Annotated in this window: 17 protein-coding genes and 1 riboswitch; of the genes, 12 read left to right on the top strand and 5 right to left on the bottom strand. The window is 35.8% G+C overall.

The window, feature by feature from the left end; all coding sequences use genetic code 11:
- The first annotated feature begins 50 nt into the window (after positions 1–50).
- The 3 genes from EZV73_RS07160 to EZV73_RS07150 are packed head-to-tail and all read left to right on the top strand — an operon-like array spanning position 51 to position 3,171.
- Positions 51–542, top strand: coding sequence for a helix-turn-helix domain-containing protein (locus EZV73_RS07160; protein WP_240839568.1), 492 nt, complete (start codon positions 51–53; stop codon positions 540–542).
- A complete protein-coding gene (locus tag EZV73_RS07155; protein ID WP_305037110.1) occupies positions 535–2,958 on the top strand; it encodes a heavy metal translocating P-type ATPase in 2,424 nt (807 codons plus the stop codon). Before EZV73_RS07160 ends, EZV73_RS07155 begins: the two co-directional genes overlap by 8 nt.
- Positions 2,959–2,967: 9 nt before the next feature.
- Complete coding sequence (locus EZV73_RS07150) at positions 2,968–3,171, top strand: heavy-metal-associated domain-containing protein (protein ID WP_240839567.1); 204 nt, start codon at positions 2,968–2,970, stop codon at positions 3,169–3,171.
- 22 nt (positions 3,172–3,193) lie between these two features.
- Here EZV73_RS07150 and EZV73_RS07145 read toward each other — a convergent pair whose 3' ends face one another.
- The 3 genes from EZV73_RS07145 to EZV73_RS07135 all read right to left on the bottom strand — a co-directional run bounded on the left by EZV73_RS07145 (position 3,194) and on the right by EZV73_RS07135 (position 6,794).
- The gene (locus EZV73_RS07145) at positions 3,194–4,963 is read right to left on the bottom strand and encodes a M3 family oligoendopeptidase (RefSeq protein ID WP_240839566.1); all 1,770 of its coding nucleotides are present in this window, start codon (positions 4,961–4,963) and stop codon (positions 3,194–3,196) included.
- Between the two features lie 114 nt (positions 4,964–5,077).
- A complete protein-coding gene (locus tag EZV73_RS07140) occupies positions 5,078–5,944 on the bottom strand; it encodes a sensor histidine kinase (protein WP_240839565.1) in 867 nt (288 codons plus the stop codon).
- Positions 5,945–5,948: 4 nt separating this feature from the next.
- Positions 5,949–6,794: an MBL fold metallo-hydrolase gene (locus EZV73_RS07135; protein WP_240839564.1), complete on the bottom strand. Its 846-nt coding sequence runs from the start codon at positions 6,792–6,794 to the stop codon at positions 5,949–5,951.
- 192 nt (positions 6,795–6,986) lie between these two features.
- Between EZV73_RS07135 and EZV73_RS07130 the strand changes: the two genes are divergently transcribed.
- Genes EZV73_RS07130 through EZV73_RS07120 form a run of 3 tightly spaced genes read left to right on the top strand, consistent with a single transcriptional unit; the run spans position 6,987 to position 8,782 of the window.
- The gene (locus EZV73_RS07130; RefSeq protein ID WP_240839563.1) at positions 6,987–7,442 is read left to right on the top strand and encodes an NfeD family protein; all 456 of its coding nucleotides are present in this window, start codon (positions 6,987–6,989) and stop codon (positions 7,440–7,442) included.
- An 11-nt stretch (positions 7,443–7,453) separates the two neighbouring features.
- The gene (locus EZV73_RS07125; RefSeq protein ID WP_240839562.1) at positions 7,454–8,386 is read left to right on the top strand and encodes an SPFH domain-containing protein; all 933 of its coding nucleotides are present in this window, start codon (positions 7,454–7,456) and stop codon (positions 8,384–8,386) included.
- 54 nt (positions 8,387–8,440) lie between these two features.
- Positions 8,441–8,782, top strand: a complete 342-nt coding sequence (locus EZV73_RS07120; RefSeq protein WP_240839561.1) for a VOC family protein — start codon at positions 8,441–8,443, stop codon at positions 8,780–8,782.
- 9 nt (positions 8,783–8,791) lie between these two features.
- Here EZV73_RS07120 and EZV73_RS07115 read toward each other — a convergent pair whose 3' ends face one another.
- Positions 8,792–10,375, bottom strand: coding sequence for an amidohydrolase (locus tag EZV73_RS07115; RefSeq protein WP_240839560.1), 1,584 nt, complete (start codon positions 10,373–10,375; stop codon positions 8,792–8,794).
- 59 nt (positions 10,376–10,434) lie between these two features.
- Between EZV73_RS07115 and EZV73_RS07110 the strand changes: the two genes are divergently transcribed.
- The 6 genes from EZV73_RS07110 (at position 10,435) to EZV73_RS07085 (ending at position 14,979) form a co-directional block, all read left to right on the top strand.
- Complete coding sequence (locus EZV73_RS07110; protein WP_240839559.1) at positions 10,435–10,695, top strand: hypothetical protein; 261 nt, start codon at positions 10,435–10,437, stop codon at positions 10,693–10,695.
- Positions 10,696–11,072: 377 nt separating this feature from the next.
- A complete protein-coding gene (locus EZV73_RS07105; protein ID WP_240839558.1) occupies positions 11,073–11,750 on the top strand; it encodes a YkgJ family cysteine cluster protein in 678 nt (225 codons plus the stop codon).
- A 117-nt stretch (positions 11,751–11,867) separates the two neighbouring features.
- Entirely contained in the window at positions 11,868–12,131 is a 264-nt protein-coding gene (locus EZV73_RS07100; protein WP_240839557.1) for a Veg family protein, read from the top strand.
- Between the two features lie 62 nt (positions 12,132–12,193).
- Positions 12,194–12,913 carry a glycerophosphodiester phosphodiesterase family protein gene (locus EZV73_RS07095; protein WP_240839556.1) on the top strand — a complete coding sequence of 240 codons (720 nt, stop codon included), beginning with the start codon at positions 12,194–12,196 and terminating at the stop codon, positions 12,911–12,913.
- A 68-nt stretch (positions 12,914–12,981) separates the two neighbouring features.
- Positions 12,982–13,081, top strand: a riboswitch (SAM riboswitch).
- Positions 13,082–13,172: 91 nt separating this feature from the next.
- Positions 13,173–14,087 (top strand): methylenetetrahydrofolate reductase, encoded by a 915-nt coding sequence (locus EZV73_RS07090; RefSeq protein WP_240839555.1) that lies wholly within the window; start codon positions 13,173–13,175, stop codon positions 14,085–14,087.
- A gap of 37 nt (positions 14,088–14,124) precedes the next feature.
- Entirely contained in the window at positions 14,125–14,979 is an 855-nt protein-coding gene (locus EZV73_RS07085) for a DMT family transporter (protein WP_240839554.1), read from the top strand.
- A 220-nt stretch (positions 14,980–15,199) separates the two neighbouring features.
- On the opposite strand, the gene EZV73_RS07080 is transcribed toward EZV73_RS07085, so the two are convergent.
- Positions 15,200–15,823 carry a Crp/Fnr family transcriptional regulator gene (locus tag EZV73_RS07080; protein WP_240839553.1) on the bottom strand — a complete coding sequence of 208 codons (624 nt, stop codon included), beginning with the start codon at positions 15,821–15,823 and terminating at the stop codon, positions 15,200–15,202.
- Positions 15,824–15,861 lie beyond the last annotated feature (38 nt).

Below are 15,861 nucleotides of genomic sequence, written 5' to 3'. Positions count from 1 at the left end.
TCGAAGTACAACATTGTCCACTAATGTCCAATATTGTACAAGGAGGTAAAATGAAAATTTATACAGTAGATGAGGTTGCTGAAGTTCTAGAGGTTTCAGTAAAAACAATAAGACGTTATATATATGCTGGAAAAATTGGTGCTTCTAAGATAGGCGGCCAGTGGCGGATTAATCAAGACCAATTAGATGACTATGTGAGGTCTACATCAAGTGAGCATGTATGTAACAACAGTTGTCATTCGGAAGTATCTCAAGATGATTTTTGCGTTTTTATGGATACAGATTATTTTTCTTCTGAAGACAAGTTGCAGTTATGTACCATTATAGATTATTATTCTGACACGGTAGAAGAAATCACCAAGCTGTCAGAGATACTTTCAAGAGTTGTCACAGAAGATGGTGTAAATGGTGGTCAGGCAAGGTATAACTATGTATATGACCAAGCACTTAATCGTGCAAGATTTGTCTTATGGGGAAATGCAAGCTTTATTGAAAAAGCGACCGGTCTTTTAAGACCATTTGAAGGAGGTTCTCATGCATAAGGAGTTGATTGTTGAAGGCATGTCTTGTGCAGCATGTTCATCATCTATAGAGCGTATACTCAATAAAAAAGATGCAGTGAAAGAGGCAAGCGTTAATTTAACTACCAAAAAATTAAATGTAACTTTTGATGAAGGAGCCATCAGTCTCGATGACATTAAAACAACCATCGTAAAAGCTGGTTTTGAGCCAGTAGATATTGTTGAAAACAAAACCGTTGTTATGCCCATAGATGGCATGACGTGAGCAGCTTGTTCTTCGACAGTTAGTCGAGTTTTAAACAAGGCTGAAGGTGTTGTGTCTGCAGATGTAAATATAGCTACAAATAAGGCCACCATTGTTTACAATCCAAGTAAAATCAGGATTTCAGAAATGAAACGCATCGTAACAAATGCTGGTTATACGCCACTGGATATTGAAAAGACACTTTCAGTTAATAAAGGCAAGGACGAAGAAAAGCGTCTGTGGAATGAGATGAAAATCGCAGCAGGTTTTACCATTCCTTTACTGATTGTTGCAATGGGTCCTATGATAGGTATGCCCCTTCCAAAAATTATATCGCCGGACCATAATCTAAGTTTGTTTGCAGTATTACAGCTTCTTTTAACATTACCGGTTATGTATGTCGGTAAGCATTTCTACACAAAAGGTTTCAAAGCTCTAGTAAAGAGATTGCCTAATATGGATTCCTTAATAGCCATAGGTACATCAGCAGCTGTTATCTATTCTTTATATGCAACGATAATGATCATCATGGGTGATCGTCACTTTATGCACAGTCTATATTATGAAAGTGCTGCGACTATTATTACATTAATCAAGTTAGGTAAAACTTTAGAACACAGATCTAAGGGTAAAACAACAGCAGCTATTGAAAAATTGATTAAGCTTCAACCTAAAAGAGCCATGGTTTTACAGGACAATGAGTTTGTAGAAATGGCCATAGAGGAAATTGAAGTCGGTGATATTGTATTTGTTAAACCAGGTGATTCTATACCAGTTGATGGTGAGGTTATTGAGGGTGAGTCGAGTGTGGACGAATCCATGTTGACAGGTGAGTCACTACCAATCGATAAAAATGTTGGTTCAAAAGTAGTTGCTGCTAGTATGAACAAACATGGCAACATGAAAGTTAAAGTTACAGCTTCACATGACAAGACTGTTCTTTCAAATATCATTCATCTGGTAGAGGATGCTCAAGGAAAGAAAGCACCAATTGCTAGACTTGCTGACATAATTTCTGGTTACTTTGTACCAGTGGTAATTGCCATAGCACTTGTTTCCTTTGCTGCTTGGTTTATTGGTACTTCTGATTTAGAATTTTCACTTAGGATATTTATAGCCATTCTTGTTATAGCATGTCCATGTGCACTTGGACTTGCCACACCTACAGCCATTATGGTTGGTACTGGTAGATCGGCTGAATATGGTGTTCTGATTAAATCAGGTGAGGCGCTTGAACAAGCACATAAGATTGAAACAGTGGTATTAGACAAAACAGGTACCATAACAGAAGGTAAAATGACGGTAACGGATCTTGTATCTACCATCAGTGAAAAAGAACTGCTCTATTATGTTGCATCTGCTGAACAAGGTTCTGAACATCCGATTGCAAGAGCAATTGTAGAATATGCTAAGGAAATGAATATTAGCCTATCAGATGTTAAAGGTTTTAAGGCTTTACCAGGCTATGGTTTAGAGGCAACACTTGATTCTAAGAAACTTGATATTGGTAATGAGAGATTGATGAGGAAACTGGGTATAATGTACCAAGTAGACCATGAATGGGAGAGAATTGCCTCTCAAGGTAAAACACCAATCTTTGTTGCAATTGATAATGAGTTTGCAGGTTTTATAGCTGTAGGTGATACATTAAAAGACACTTCTAAAGATGCCATTAAGGCTTTAAAAGAAATGGGCATAAAGGTTGCCATGATTACTGGTGATCATCAGACAACTGCCAATGCCATTGCCAAGGAAGTTGGTATTGATGAAGTCAAAGCAGAAGTTTTACCAGAGGATAAATCTGAAGCGGTTAAGTCATTCCAAGAAAACAGTGTAACTGCCATGGTGGGAGACGGTATCAACGATGCGCCGGCACTTGTACAAGCGGATGTGGGTATAGCTATTGGATCTGGTACAGATGTGGCTATAGAAGCTGCGGATGTTGTACTTATAAAAAACAATCTTAATGATGTTGTAACGGCTATTAAGTTGAGTCGGATGACCATTAGAAATATCAAGCAAAACTTGTTCTGGGCATTTTTCTACAATGTTATTGGTATTCCAGTTGCCGCTGGCCTACTCTATTTATTTGGTGGTCCGCTTTTAAACCCAATGATTGCAGCTGCAGCAATGTCTTTAAGTTCTGTATCGGTTGTTTCTAATGCACTTCGCTTAAGAAGTATGAAAATATAGGAGGAATATATGAAGAAAACAATGTTAATTGAAGGAATGATGTGTGGTCACTGCACAGGAAGAGTGACTACAGCCCTAAATGCACTTGAGGGTGTAGAAGTTTTAGAAACAAGTGTTGAGAAAAAACATGCAGTAGTAGAAACTGAAGTTTCTAATGAGCTCTTAAAAGAAGCTGTAGAAGACATCGGTTATGATGTTATAGACATAAAATAAGGCGGGATTTCCCGCCTTTTACTTATTTACTTAATTCAATAAACTCGTCAATTTCTGCACAGATTTCATTTAATGAAGTTTGCCAGAATGATTTATCAGTGACATCAATGTCCATTTGCTTAGCCACATCTACAACATTCATTTTACCAGTAGAACGTAGTAAAGTGTTAAGCTTAGGTACAAATGACTGTCCCATTTCTTTGTACTTAGCATAAATACCCTTTGCAAATAATAGACCAAATGCATAAGGGAAGTTATAGAAATCAAGATCAGGAATATAGTAATGCGTCTTGCACATCCACATGTATGGGTGTCTAAACTCTGGATCTAAACCATCACCATAAGATTCCTCTTGAGCTTCTAACATGAATGTCTTGATTTGGTCTGGTGATAAAGGACCGCCTTTTCTAGCTTCAAATACTTTTGACTCAAATAAGAATCTAGAATAGATATCTACAATAACTTGAGAGTAACCTTGAATGGCAACTTCAAGAATAGAGAATTTAGATTCAGGGTCTGCATCTTTTAGTGCGGCATTTTTTACAATGGTTTCACAGAATATTGAAGCTGTTTCAGCAAGTGGCATTGGAGAACCAATGTTTAGTGGTGCTTCATTATATAGATTGTAGTTATGGAAACCGTGTCCCAGTTCATGTGCTAAAGTGATGGCATTGTTAAGTTTGCCAGTATAGTTTAAAAGAATTCTAGATTCTTTAAGACTGAATAATCCTGCACAGAATGCACCACCAGACTTTCCTTTTCTAGGCTCCACATCAATCCAGTCATTGTCAAAAGCTGTTTGAGCGAAGTCTCTCAGTTCTTCAGAGAATGTAGCGAACTGCTCTAGTACAAGTGCCTTTCCTTTTTCATATGGGAATGTAATATCACTTGATCCCATCGGTGCAAAAATATCATAGAAAGGTAAGCCATTTTTATGACCTAAAAGTTCCGCCTTCTTCTTATAGTAAGCTCTGAACTTAGGGAGTGCATCCTTCATAGCATCCAACATGGCATCCAGTGTTTCTCTATTCATATATGAGTTGATCAATGTTTTTTCTAGTGGAGAGTCATAGCCTCTTAATTCATTTAAAGTTAAACTTTCCCCCTTGATACCATTAAGAGCTGTTGCAGAAACTTCTTCGTTCTTTTTATAGACTTTCATTTCTGCATGGTAACCGGCCAAACGTTTATCAGGATCTTTTTCAAAAGCTAGATTTCTGATTGCCTGGAGTGGCATGACTTCAGTTTTACCGTCGATTTCAACCTCCTCTGTCATACCAGAAGATATTTTCTTTTGTAATGTATCAAATGATCTTGAGCCTGTTTGTCTCATCCTTTCAATGATACTTTCAGTTTTTTCATCTAATGCATACTTTTCATTTTTAAGGATATTTTTAAGATAGAATTCATAAGTTTGAATAAGGTCAGACTGAGAAAGCATCTTATCTAAATCTTTAGTAACCAGCCATTTGGCAAACATAACTTGCCCAGGTATCAATAAGGCATTTAAACTTTGTATCTTCTGAAAACTGTTAAGTGCAGAAGCATTTGTTGAGTCTGTAGAAAAAGATAAGCTCGAAAAAGATGCAACTGGTGCAATTAAGCTTCTCATCGTTTCATTTTCTTTTAGATATGTTTCAATGATTTCTACATCACTTTTATCACTAGCCAAGAGCTTTGTGATTGTTTCAGTAGTGCCTTCAGCCTTAGAGATCAGTGTTTGAAGGTCATTCTTAAATTTTTCATCTTCGAATGAACTGTACAGTCCATCAAGATTCCATGTTAAACCCATAGTGTCCTCCTAATTATTTTTGTATACGAAATATTACTCTATAAGTCTATCTCAAATGACAGAAAAGTTCAATTATTTAAGAGGAAAACAAAAAAAGAAGACATGATCTGTCTTCTATAAGGTATGCTTTGGCATTTCAATGATGACTTGAAAGAATTTCTCATTAAAGACTTCTATTGAAAGATGTCCCTTGTACTTGTCCACAAGCTTTGTAATAATACCTAAACCTAGTCCATGATTCTTTGTATCTGACTTCGTTGTAAAGCCGTCTAAGCCAAATTTTGAAGGATTGTCCTCCTGAATAAAGGCATTGGTAATAACAAAGACATAATCTAGTTGATCCTCGTTGATATTGATTGAAATCATCCTTTCAGATTCTTTAGAGATTTTCTTATTGGCTTCAATGGCATTATCTAAAAGATTTGAAAAGATGGATACAATATCAATCACTGCATGATGGGCAATTGTGAGTTCAGTTGTGCAGTGATAATCTGTTTCGATTTGATGGTCTTTTGCTGTGTCTAGTTTGTTGTAGATCAAGACGTCGAGTTCATCAGCACCTGTATTGATACGTCTAAGCTTCTTATCTGTTGAATCTATGTACTGTTTTGTATAGTCTTCAAGCTCATCATACTTGTTGTTTTGCACCAGTTCATAAATTACCATAAGATGGTTTTTCATATCATGTCTATGTTGACGGTACATCTTTAAGTCGCTTTCTAGATATTGATACTTTAACAGTTCAAGTTCTATTTTTTCATGTTTTCTATTAAGAATAAAAACCTTTTTTAAAAGAAAAAGCAGAAACCAGTTTGTCAGTAAAAAGATGCTGATCAAAATGGGGCCTATCAAAATTCTCTTATTATCCATTTGCAAAGAACCTGCTGTAATGGCATAGGTCATGACAAGTGCAAACAATACAATGACAGAATAAAAGACGGCGTATCTATAAAGTTTTGTTAAATTTTGATTTTTTTGCATAAGGTCACCTAATTATCATGAGATCTTCACCGTAAATAATATGGCCAGTGAAGTTTTCTCGAATTTCATCTAAAATTTTTTCTTTATAAATTTCATTGTTCTTATCCATATCCTCATCAAGAATATGTTCTTGCATAAATAGTTGGTGATAGAGGACCAGCTTTTTAGGCTGGATACTTTGAGCGATTTTGCCCAGTTCTAAACCTGATGTATGAACACTGCTGTGATACTTTTGCCACTGAGGGCTTCTTGTTTTTAGGCCACCAGCATAATAAACTTCATGGACCAAGATGTCGCAGCCACTTGCAAAATCTATAAGTTTTTTACTTGGGGCCGTATCACCTGAGATAACAATGGTTTGGTCTCCTGTGAACTTAAAGGCGTAGGCTTCTAAGTTTCCGTGGGGGACTAAAATCGCTTCAACCTTGATATCACCATCATAAATGATGCCTTCATGTAGATCTTCTACTCTGACCTTATAGCCCTCTGTATTGGCTTTTTCTAAGCCATGTATTCTTTCATGAATATCTCTTTCATAAGCTTTAAGGAGATAAGCAGCCATATCATCTGTTCCCTTTGGACCAAATAGCTTTAAAGGCGCCCTTCGGCCTAAAATCCATGGGGTGATGATCAAGTCACTTAGACCGAGCGTATGGTCTGAATGCAGGTGTGTAAGAAAGGCCGTATCAATTTCAGAGATATTGTAACCTGCTGCATTGATGCGTCTAATTAAGCCTACACCAAAATCTACTATATAAAGTTTTCCATTATGATCAACACCCACACAAGGACCAGAACGGTTTGGGTCTGGATTGGGCGTGCCTGTTCCTATTAAAACGACTTGCGTCATGAAATCCCCTTTATATTTCTTATTTGACTATATTTTACCAAGTTTTTTCTGATATAATAAGATTAGTTATATTTATTATATAATATTTTTCACTTTCATGTCACCTTAATTCATTTTCGTGTCATATTTGAAAAACAATTATAAATGTCACCTATAATGTAATTAGAAAGATTCTTAAAGGAGGGATGCAGAATGACAGTTAACATTCTAGGTTTGTCGATACCACTTAGTGTCATCTGGATGATTATAGCCATAGGCTTTGGTTTAGCAGAAGGATTAACATTAGGATTGACATTTATTTGGTTTGCAGGAGGCGCACTGCTTGCGATGATTGCAAGTTTTCTAGGATTACCAATTTTCGTTCAAGTCATTGCTTTTATTGTAGGTTCGGCATTGATGCTTATCTATACAAGACCAGTTGCCAAAAAAGTATTAAAAATTGGCGCAACTAAAACAAATGTAGATAGTTTGATTGGTAAAGAGGGTATAGTAATTAAAGAGCTAAAACCATTTGCATTAGGTCAAGTAAAGGTAAAAGGTCAAATTTGGTCGGCAAAAGCTTGTGATGACGAAGCAATTGCAGAGAACGAGAGAGTTGAAGTGGTTAGCATTGAAGGGGTAAAACTCATTGTTAAACCAATGGATTAAAGGAGGTTCATATGGCAGGATTTATTTCTATTGCAGTTATTGTAGTTGTATTGATTGTATTAATTGCATCAAACGTAAGAGTTGTTCCACAGGCTCATGCATATGTAGTTGAGAGACTTGGTGCTTATGCAGGTACTTGGGATACAGGTCTTCATATTAAGATTCCACTAATTGATAGAGTGGCTAAGAAGGTTGTATTAAAGGAAAGGGTAGTTGACTTCCCACCACAACCAGTTATTACAAAAGATAACGTTACAATGAAAATTGATACAGTAGTTTATTACCAAATCACAGATCCAAAGCTATATGCTTATGGTGTTTCTAGACCAATCGTTGCTATTGAAAACTTAACAGCAACAACACTTAGAAATATCATCGGTCAATTAGAACTTGATGAAACATTAACATCAAGAGACTTAATCAATACTCAAATGAGATCAATCCTTGATGAAGCAACTGATCCATGGGGTATTAAAGTTAACCGTGTGGAAGTTAAGAACATCTTACCACCTAAAGACATTCAAGAAGCAATGGAAAAGCAAATGCGTGCTGAGCGTGAAAGAAGACGTGCGATTCTTGAGGCTGAAGGTACTAAGAAATCTGCAATCCTTGAGGCAGAAGGTCGTAAAGAAGCTGCTATCTTAGATGCAGAAGCGAGAAAACGTGCTAAGATTCTTGATGCAGAAGCGAAAAAAGAAGCTGAAATCAGAGAAGCTGAAGGTCATGCTGAAGCAATCAGACAAGTACAACAAGCGACTGCTGATGGTATTGAGTTCATTAAGAAGTCAGATCCATCGCAAGCTGTTATTGCACTTAAATCATTTGATGCAATGACTAGAGTGGCTGATGGTCAAGCAACTAAGATCATCATTCCATCTGAAATGCAAAATCTTGGTGGTTTAGTAGCATCAATTACTGAAGTTGCTAAAACAGCAAAAGAATAAGATCACACTTTAAACACTCTAGTTTTCTAGGGTGTTTTTTTGAAAGGAGACCCTATGATTACAGGTACACACACCATGATATTTTCTAAGGATGCAGCTAAGGACAGGGCTTTTTTTAGAGATGTTTTGAAGTTTCCTTATGTAGACAATGGTGGTAATTGGTTGATCTTTGATCTTCCAAAAACAGAAATGGGTATTCATCCATCCGACTCTGAATGTCATGAAATTTATTTTTTATGTGAAGATATCAATGATTTCATTGATGAGATGAAAAGTCATGGCATTCTTACAAAAAATAGACGAGATGAACCTTGGGGCAAGATTATAGACATTGAGCTACCTGGTGGCAGCACCATGATGATTTATGAACCACTCCATAAAAGACCCAAAGCTTAAATCGATGATTTAAGCTTTGTATTTTATTTGACCACCTAGAATGGTCATATGAACTTTTGATTTGAGTATATTTTCAAAGATGTTGCCATCTAAAATGACAAGATCAGCTAAAAAGCCAGGCAGTAACATGCCTTTTTTATTTTCTTCAAAAGATGCATAAGCAGATTCAGCTGTATAATTGTAAATAGCATCATATACTGAAATAGCCTGGTCCTTAAGGTAGCCTGCTTGAGGTGTACCATCAAGGCCTTTTCTTGTTACCGCACAGTGAATGCCTTTGATGGGGTCCGCTGAATCAACGGGTGCATCAGAACCAAAAGACATTCTAAGGCCCAAGTCTATCATCGTCTTCCAATTGTATGATGTGTCAGCAAGCTTTCCTACTCTGTCATAAACAATATGAGCATCATAGTCTAGAAAAATTGGCTGAACATAAGCCATTACATTTAGTGCTTTCATTCTCTGAAGTTGGTCTTTAGAGGTAATTTGGCAATGGACAATACCATGACGCAATTGATGGTTAGGTTTTTTTTCTTGAGCATATTCAATGGCTTCTAAAGCAGAATCAAGCATCTTATCTCCAATACAATGTATGGCTGATGCTATCTTGTTCTTATGAGCGAAGTAGACATATTCATTGAGTTCGTCCTGTTCATACATGTGAATACCCGTTTCATCAGGTGCATCTGCATAAGGTTTATTAAGCCAAGCAGTACGACCACCTAAAGAACCATCACCAAGAATTTTTAGTGGGCCAAACTTAAAGAAGTTGCTGCCTTTATTCTGTTTGTAGCCAGATTCAACCTGATGCTTTAAAATATCTATGTTTCTAAATAAGGACTGTTCATAAACTCTTACAGACAGTTCATTCTCCACATCAAGTTCAATAAGACTCTCTAAAACATCCGGAATAAGTGACTCTGAAAATACACATAAGTCATCACTTTGGACAGAAGTAATTCCCAGTGAGTTCAGATAGTGAGCTCCTGTTTTAATCCACAACTTTAAGTCGTCCTTTGTAGGTATTGGCATTTTTCCAGTAACCAGTTCAAGAGCATTTTCCTTAAAGACACCATTTTCATATTCACCACCATCAATCAGCGTTTTATCTTTAGAAAAACCAAAGGTCTCTAGTAGATGAGAATTACAAGTTGCCACATGACCACAGGCTCTTCTTAAAAACAAGTAGTGGCCTTGTGAAATTTGATCAAGATCATCAGCAGTTACAATCTCTTTTATATCGAAGTTATCTTGATTCCAACCCCTGCCTACAACCCAATCATTTTTCTTTATTTGATGTGTTTCGAGATACTCTTTTGTGATTTTAACGACATCAGCCTTACTCTTAGCACCTGACAAGTCCACTTGACTCAGTGATGCACCTAATCCTAATAAATGAATATGACTGTCATTAAAGCCAGGGAAAACATCCCTTCCTTCTAGGTCGATGACCTGGGTTTTATCTGTTTTTAAATCAATGACTTCCTCGTGACCAATGGTATGAATTCTGCCATCCTTTATTGCTATAGCTGAAAAAACATCGGATTCATGTCTCATTGAAAATATACGTCCATTATGTAAAATTAAATCCATATATTTACCCCCTATGGTATAATGATACTTGAAATATCTAATGAATAATAGGAGATTTTATGCGCCTGGTCAATTTATTGAAAATAGGAAGACTGATGGTTTCTGTCATCATGTTGGTTTCAATTGTTTCTTATACTTATATGAGCAAGTATTTGGCTTTGCCTAGACTGGATCTGATTGTGACAAGTTTTTTAAGTGTATTTGTTTTTTTACTGGGTCTTCAATATCACTTAGAAAAAAAAATGGGCATAGTGGCCATGTTTTTAATGATTTTTTCAATCATGATGCTTGTTATGACTATTTTGGGCTTTGTTTTGTAATGTTACAAAGAAGTTACTGATTTAAGGATTCTTGACAAGGCTGTTACATTGGACATTTTTCTTATAAATGGTGTTATACTGTTTGTGAAAGGAAGGTGACGAGTAGATGTTAACAGTAGTATTAGTGGCAGTATTTATTTATTTGGAAGTTTCAGGACGAAAGGCGTCGAAAGGCACTGGAACAACATATAATTAAAATTTACTTACATAAATGAAAAAACACCACGCGAGTGGTGTTTTTTCTAATGAGATTTTTAGGAGTAAAAGAGAAATTCAAAATGAATTTTCAGCTATCACTCTTATAATACCCAATGATATTTAATAAAATCATTTTTTTGAAATTTTTTTAAATATGTTATAATTTTTTTGGAGGGACTATGGAAATTACAAAAAAAATGATAGAAAAATCAAACGTCTTGTTAAAAAACAACAATTTAATATCAAACCTAAATGATATTTATTCAGAAATTCCCAGCGGTAAGTGTAATGGGTGTGCCAAATGCTGTGTAGAATCGGTTCATGCATTTTATGTAGAGTTTCTAAATATCTATAAATATGTACAGGACAAGGGCATGTATGAAACGATTATGAAACGTATAGAAGATCATTACTTTAATGAGCTTGTTGTTAAACAGGCATGTCCCTTTCTAACAACTGAAAACACTTGCATGATCTATGAAGTACGTCCTTATGTCTGTCGTTTATTTGGTCATTCTACAAGACAAGAACATGAAGCGAATTATCAAAATATCCTTGAACAAAATCTAGAAGCGGATGCCTACTTTTTTGAAACATACGGTGTGCATTTGAGTCAGGAAGTTATTTATCATAAAATTAATTTTTGCCAGGCATTTAAGGCAGAAAAACCAATTTCACAGAATGAAAAACTTAACTTGATTGACCGCTTATTTATGTTGGATACCCAATTTTTAATGGCAGATATTTTGCCTGAGGAAATGCTGAATATGAGTATTACCAACTGGTTTATCTATACTAAGTACTCTGAAGACCAAGCTGGCGAAATGAGAATAAACCAATTGCTAAATGGAAAATGATGTTAAACAAATCGTGATTAAAAAACGTTGACATAGTTGAATATAAGATGTATAATTATTGAATTTTCAGAAAATAAATGTTATAATGACTCTAGGTATATTAAAGGGGTGATTATATTGGCAACAAGAGCAACACTAGGTAGTATCAGAAAACGCGTGGAGGCTAATATCGGTCAAAGCGTGACATTAAGAACACACAGTGGACGAAAGAAGTATTATACAAAACAGGGCAAGGTTATAGCGACATACCCGAGCATCTTCGTTGTAAACATTGATTGCGGCAAAGAATCGGAACGACATGTTTCTTATACATATTCTGACTTGTTAACTTCTACTGTTGAAATCACTTTGGATGATTCCAAACAAGGGTTATTGGCTTAGACTTTCTTATGAAAGTCTTTTTACTTTTTTGCTTTAGGTGTATAATCTTTTCGGAGGTGGCTATGGAAATACCTAATTGGATGTATGATAAACCCATTGCGCATAGAGGTTACTTTAATGAAGCGTCACCAGAAAACTCTTTAGGAGCCTTTCAGAATGCAATTGATAGGGGATTTGCTGTGGAACTAGATGTGCAGATCTTAAAAGACGATACCTTGATTGTTTTTCATGATGAGAATTTCAAGAGGATGACAGGAAAAGACCTGTCTATTTATGAGGCTACCTATGAAGATATAAAAGATTTGAGACTATTGGATACCGATGAAAAAATTCCACTCTTTGATGAGTTTCTCGAATTGATAAGAGGTCAGATTCCTTTAATGATAGAGTTTAAAAATGAAACCACTTCAAACCGTCTAGAAGAAAGAGGTTATGAGGCACTAAAGTCCTATCAAGGCCCCTATATCATTCAATCCTTTAATCCTTTATCTGTTTGGTGGTTTAAAAAACATGCACCTCATATAGTGAGAGGTCAACTGTCCTATGATTATAATGATGCTTCCTTCTTTAAAAGGTGGTTTTTATCAAATGTTTACGGCAATATTGTTACAAGACCTCATTTTGTGATTTATGACATCAAAGCTTTGGATTCTAAAGTCATCAAGCGATTGAAAAAAAGATCAATGCCGCTGTTTTCATATACTGCCAAGTCTCTAGAATCTTATAGGTATGCCATAGACCAAAGTGTACCGGCCTGCTTCGAAGGATTTGATCCTGAATAAAGATACAATCTTAAGAATATTTATTGACAACTTATAAAAATCATACTATACTGGATACAATTTAATAGAACTTATCAAGAGTGATGGAGGGACTGGCCCTATGAAATCCGGCAACCAGCAGTAAAATGTATGGTGCTAAATCCAGCGGTGTAAACCGAAAGATGAGAAAAATGATTACAGAGAACTCTTCCTTTCGGAAGAGTTTTATTTATTTTCTCGGTTTGGTTATGTTAGTAAATACCCTTTAGAGGAGGCTATCGTGTTAGAGAAGAAAATTAGAGATAAAGAGAGTGGGATCTTGTTGTATGGTTTAACGCCACCTAAAAAAAAGACAGAACATGAAAAAGTCTGTAGAATTGCTGAAAAACAGATGACAGCAGTAGAGTCCATTGGCGTAGACGGGCTGGTCCTTTATGACATTCATGACGAAAAAGATAGGATTGATGAGGAAAGACCTTTTCCTTTTCTAGAGACAATCGACCCGGTGGTTTATTCAAAAGATTATATGCATGACTTAAATGTTCCTAGAATTGTTTATCGTTGTGTTGGCAAGTACTCATCTGATGATTTATGTGATTGGTTACAAGACCCCAATAGATTTGATCATTATTCAGTCTTTGTAGGTGCAGCATCTAGTAAACAAGAGGTACCTTTAAAGTTGGGGGATGCCTATGATTTATACAAGGCATGTAACAAGAATTTGTCCTTAGGTGGTGTTTGTATACCCGAACGTCATATTACTAAGGAGAATGAACATTTAAGGATGATTAAAAAGCAAGAGAATGGTTGTCAGTATTTTATATCTCAAGCCGTTTATAATGTAGAAGCAGCTAAAAACTTTCTATCAGACTATTACTTCTATTGTAAAGAGACAGATACTGAGATGGTACCCATTATTTTTACCATTTCACCTTGTGGGTCTAAAAAGACATTAGACTTTATGAAGTGGCTTGGCATCAACGTATCTAAATGGTTGGAAAATGATATTTTAAACTCTAGAGATCCATTAGAAAAGTCTGTAGAAATTTGCATTGAAAACTTTGAAGCCCTATGGCAATATGCGAAAAAAAGAGAGATTCCAATCGGCTGTAATGTTGAAAGTATTTCCATTAAAAAATCAGAAATTGAGGCCTCTGTTGAAATGGCCAAAGCGATCAAAAAAATCATGGCATAATGGATAAGGCTCTGATATAATAGCCGAGAGGTGTATTATGTTATCGACTAATAAGAAGGCAGATATTCTGCTATTTATAACAGCTACAGGCTGGGCCATGTCTACAATCATTATTAAGGTTTATGCGGACAGTATTCCTATCTTTCATATTATGTTTGGTAGGTATATTTTAGCCCTTTTGATGATCAGTGTCTTTAAGTGGTCAGATATAAAAAAGATTAAAAGAAGTGATGTTTTACCAGGTATTGTGTTGGGCTTTTTTACTTTTCTAGCCTTTACCCTTGCCATTTGGTCACTCAGTCATACAAGTGCTTCAAAGTCAGGTTTTCTAGTGGCTATGTCGGTACTCTTTGTACCAATTGTGACCACCTTTATCAATAAGAAGCTACCTAATAAGTGGGTAACCTTCTCAGTCTTTCTATCAATAATTGGCCTGTATTTTATTTCGGGTATGAATGGTGGGTCATTTAACTTTGGTGATTTACTAGCGCTTTTATGTGCGGCATCATATACAGCCTATATTATGATTATGGATAGACATGCCAAGCATATTAATGAATCCATATTGGTTTTTTTACAGTTCCTTTTAGTGACCATCCTATCTGTGATAGGTATGCTGGTCTTTGAAGATGTTCAAATGAACTTACTTATAGATGCATGGGCACCCATACTTGTCATGGGTATCTTTGGTACAGCTATAACTAATTTTGCACAAACAACAGCTCAGAAGACAGCATCACCAGAGAGTGTGGGTCTGATTCTTCTAGGTGAACCCCTTTTAACATTGGTTATGGCGGCTGTATTCATTAAAGAGCAAATCCTTTTAAGTGGCCTATTCGGTGCTGGTCTCTTACTTGTCGCCTTAGTGATCACTGTTTTAAAGGATGTTTAGCAAAAAAATAAAAATACTCAAGAAATGGGTTGCGGTCCAATTCTTGAATATTCTTATCAATATTCAGTTTTAATTCATGTTATTCAGTTGTATTTACCCGCTTGATATCGGTAGTGGCGATATCTTGTTTATACCTTAAGTATACTTTGTTCAATGTAGAATTCAAATGATTCGGCTATTTAGCCGTATATCTGATTATTTAGCCGAATTCATAGTTTACTTAGCAAAAAATTTCATGATTGATGAGTTGGTAGTGATGGTTCTTGTAAGAGATCCATCCTTTTTTTTGCATCTTTTGCAAGGTTCTAGAAAGAGACGTTCTTTGAATACCAAGCTGTTCGGCCCATTCTTTTTTGCTGATTGCAAGCTCAAAAGACATGGCGTTTCTTTTCTTCATTTCACTTGTCAGGTAGTGAATTATCTGGTCTTCTATGGTTACAAATTTGATTTGTCTTATATTAGAAGAAAGAATATCACTTTTACTTGAAAGGTCTTTAAGAAAATGAATTAAGAAATGCTGGTTGGTTTGACAAAGTTCTAAAATGGTCTCTTTTGAGACATATGAAATGACACAAGTTCCCTTGGCTGTTATGGTCATTGGGATGGTATTGTCATTACAAAAAAGACGATTACCACCAAATGTTTGGCCAGGAGAAAAGTCTGTGATGGTCATCAGCTGACCCTCTTCGTTGATATATTGCATCAAAGCTTGTCCTTCTAAAACAATACCTAGTCCATCAACTTGATCACCAGATAGTTTGATAATGGCTTTATCAGAGTAAGTTTCTGTATGGTAATTGATACTTTCTACATCTTTAAACATGTCTAAATCATGAATTGTCATAAAATATCCTCCAAAAGTTACCGCAGTAACTTTTATAT

This window comes from Acidaminobacter sp. JC074 (assembly GCF_022496765.1).
In the GTDB taxonomy this organism is placed as follows: domain Bacteria; phylum Bacillota; class Clostridia; order Peptostreptococcales; family Acidaminobacteraceae; genus JABXKX01.
This window is presented reverse-complemented; position numbering and strand designations above follow the sequence as displayed.

What these genes read in the sequence shown, in the direction of transcription:
- EZV73_RS07160 (WP_240839568.1), top strand. Translation starts at nt 51, where the DNA reads ATGAAAATTTATACAGTAGATGAGGTTGCTGAAGTTCTAGAGGTTTCA.
- EZV73_RS07150 (WP_240839567.1), top strand. Translation starts at nt 2,968, where the DNA reads ATGAAGAAAACAATGTTAATTGAAGGAATGATGTGTGGTCACTGCACA.
- EZV73_RS07145 (WP_240839566.1), bottom strand. Translation starts at nt 4,963, where the DNA reads ATGGGTTTAACATGGAATCTTGATGGACTGTACAGTTCATTCGAAGAT.
- EZV73_RS07140 (WP_240839565.1), bottom strand. Translation starts at nt 5,944, where the DNA reads ATGCAAAAAAATCAAAATTTAACAAAACTTTATAGATACGCCGTCTTT.
- EZV73_RS07135 (WP_240839564.1), bottom strand. Translation starts at nt 6,794, where the DNA reads ATGACGCAAGTCGTTTTAATAGGAACAGGCACGCCCAATCCAGACCCA.
- EZV73_RS07130 (WP_240839563.1), top strand. Translation starts at nt 6,987, where the DNA reads ATGACAGTTAACATTCTAGGTTTGTCGATACCACTTAGTGTCATCTGG.
- EZV73_RS07125 (WP_240839562.1), top strand. Translation starts at nt 7,454, where the DNA reads ATGGCAGGATTTATTTCTATTGCAGTTATTGTAGTTGTATTGATTGTA.
- EZV73_RS07120 (WP_240839561.1), top strand. Translation starts at nt 8,441, where the DNA reads ATGATTACAGGTACACACACCATGATATTTTCTAAGGATGCAGCTAAG.
- EZV73_RS07115 (WP_240839560.1), bottom strand. Translation starts at nt 10,375, where the DNA reads ATGGATTTAATTTTACATAATGGACGTATATTTTCAATGAGACATGAA.
- EZV73_RS07110 (WP_240839559.1), top strand. Translation starts at nt 10,435, where the DNA reads ATGCGCCTGGTCAATTTATTGAAAATAGGAAGACTGATGGTTTCTGTC.
- EZV73_RS07105 (WP_240839558.1), top strand. Translation starts at nt 11,073, where the DNA reads ATGGAAATTACAAAAAAAATGATAGAAAAATCAAACGTCTTGTTAAAA.
- EZV73_RS07095 (WP_240839556.1), top strand. Translation starts at nt 12,194, where the DNA reads ATGGAAATACCTAATTGGATGTATGATAAACCCATTGCGCATAGAGGT.
- EZV73_RS07085 (WP_240839554.1), top strand. Translation starts at nt 14,125, where the DNA reads ATGTTATCGACTAATAAGAAGGCAGATATTCTGCTATTTATAACAGCT.
- EZV73_RS07080 (WP_240839553.1), bottom strand. Translation starts at nt 15,823, where the DNA reads ATGACAATTCATGATTTAGACATGTTTAAAGATGTAGAAAGTATCAAT.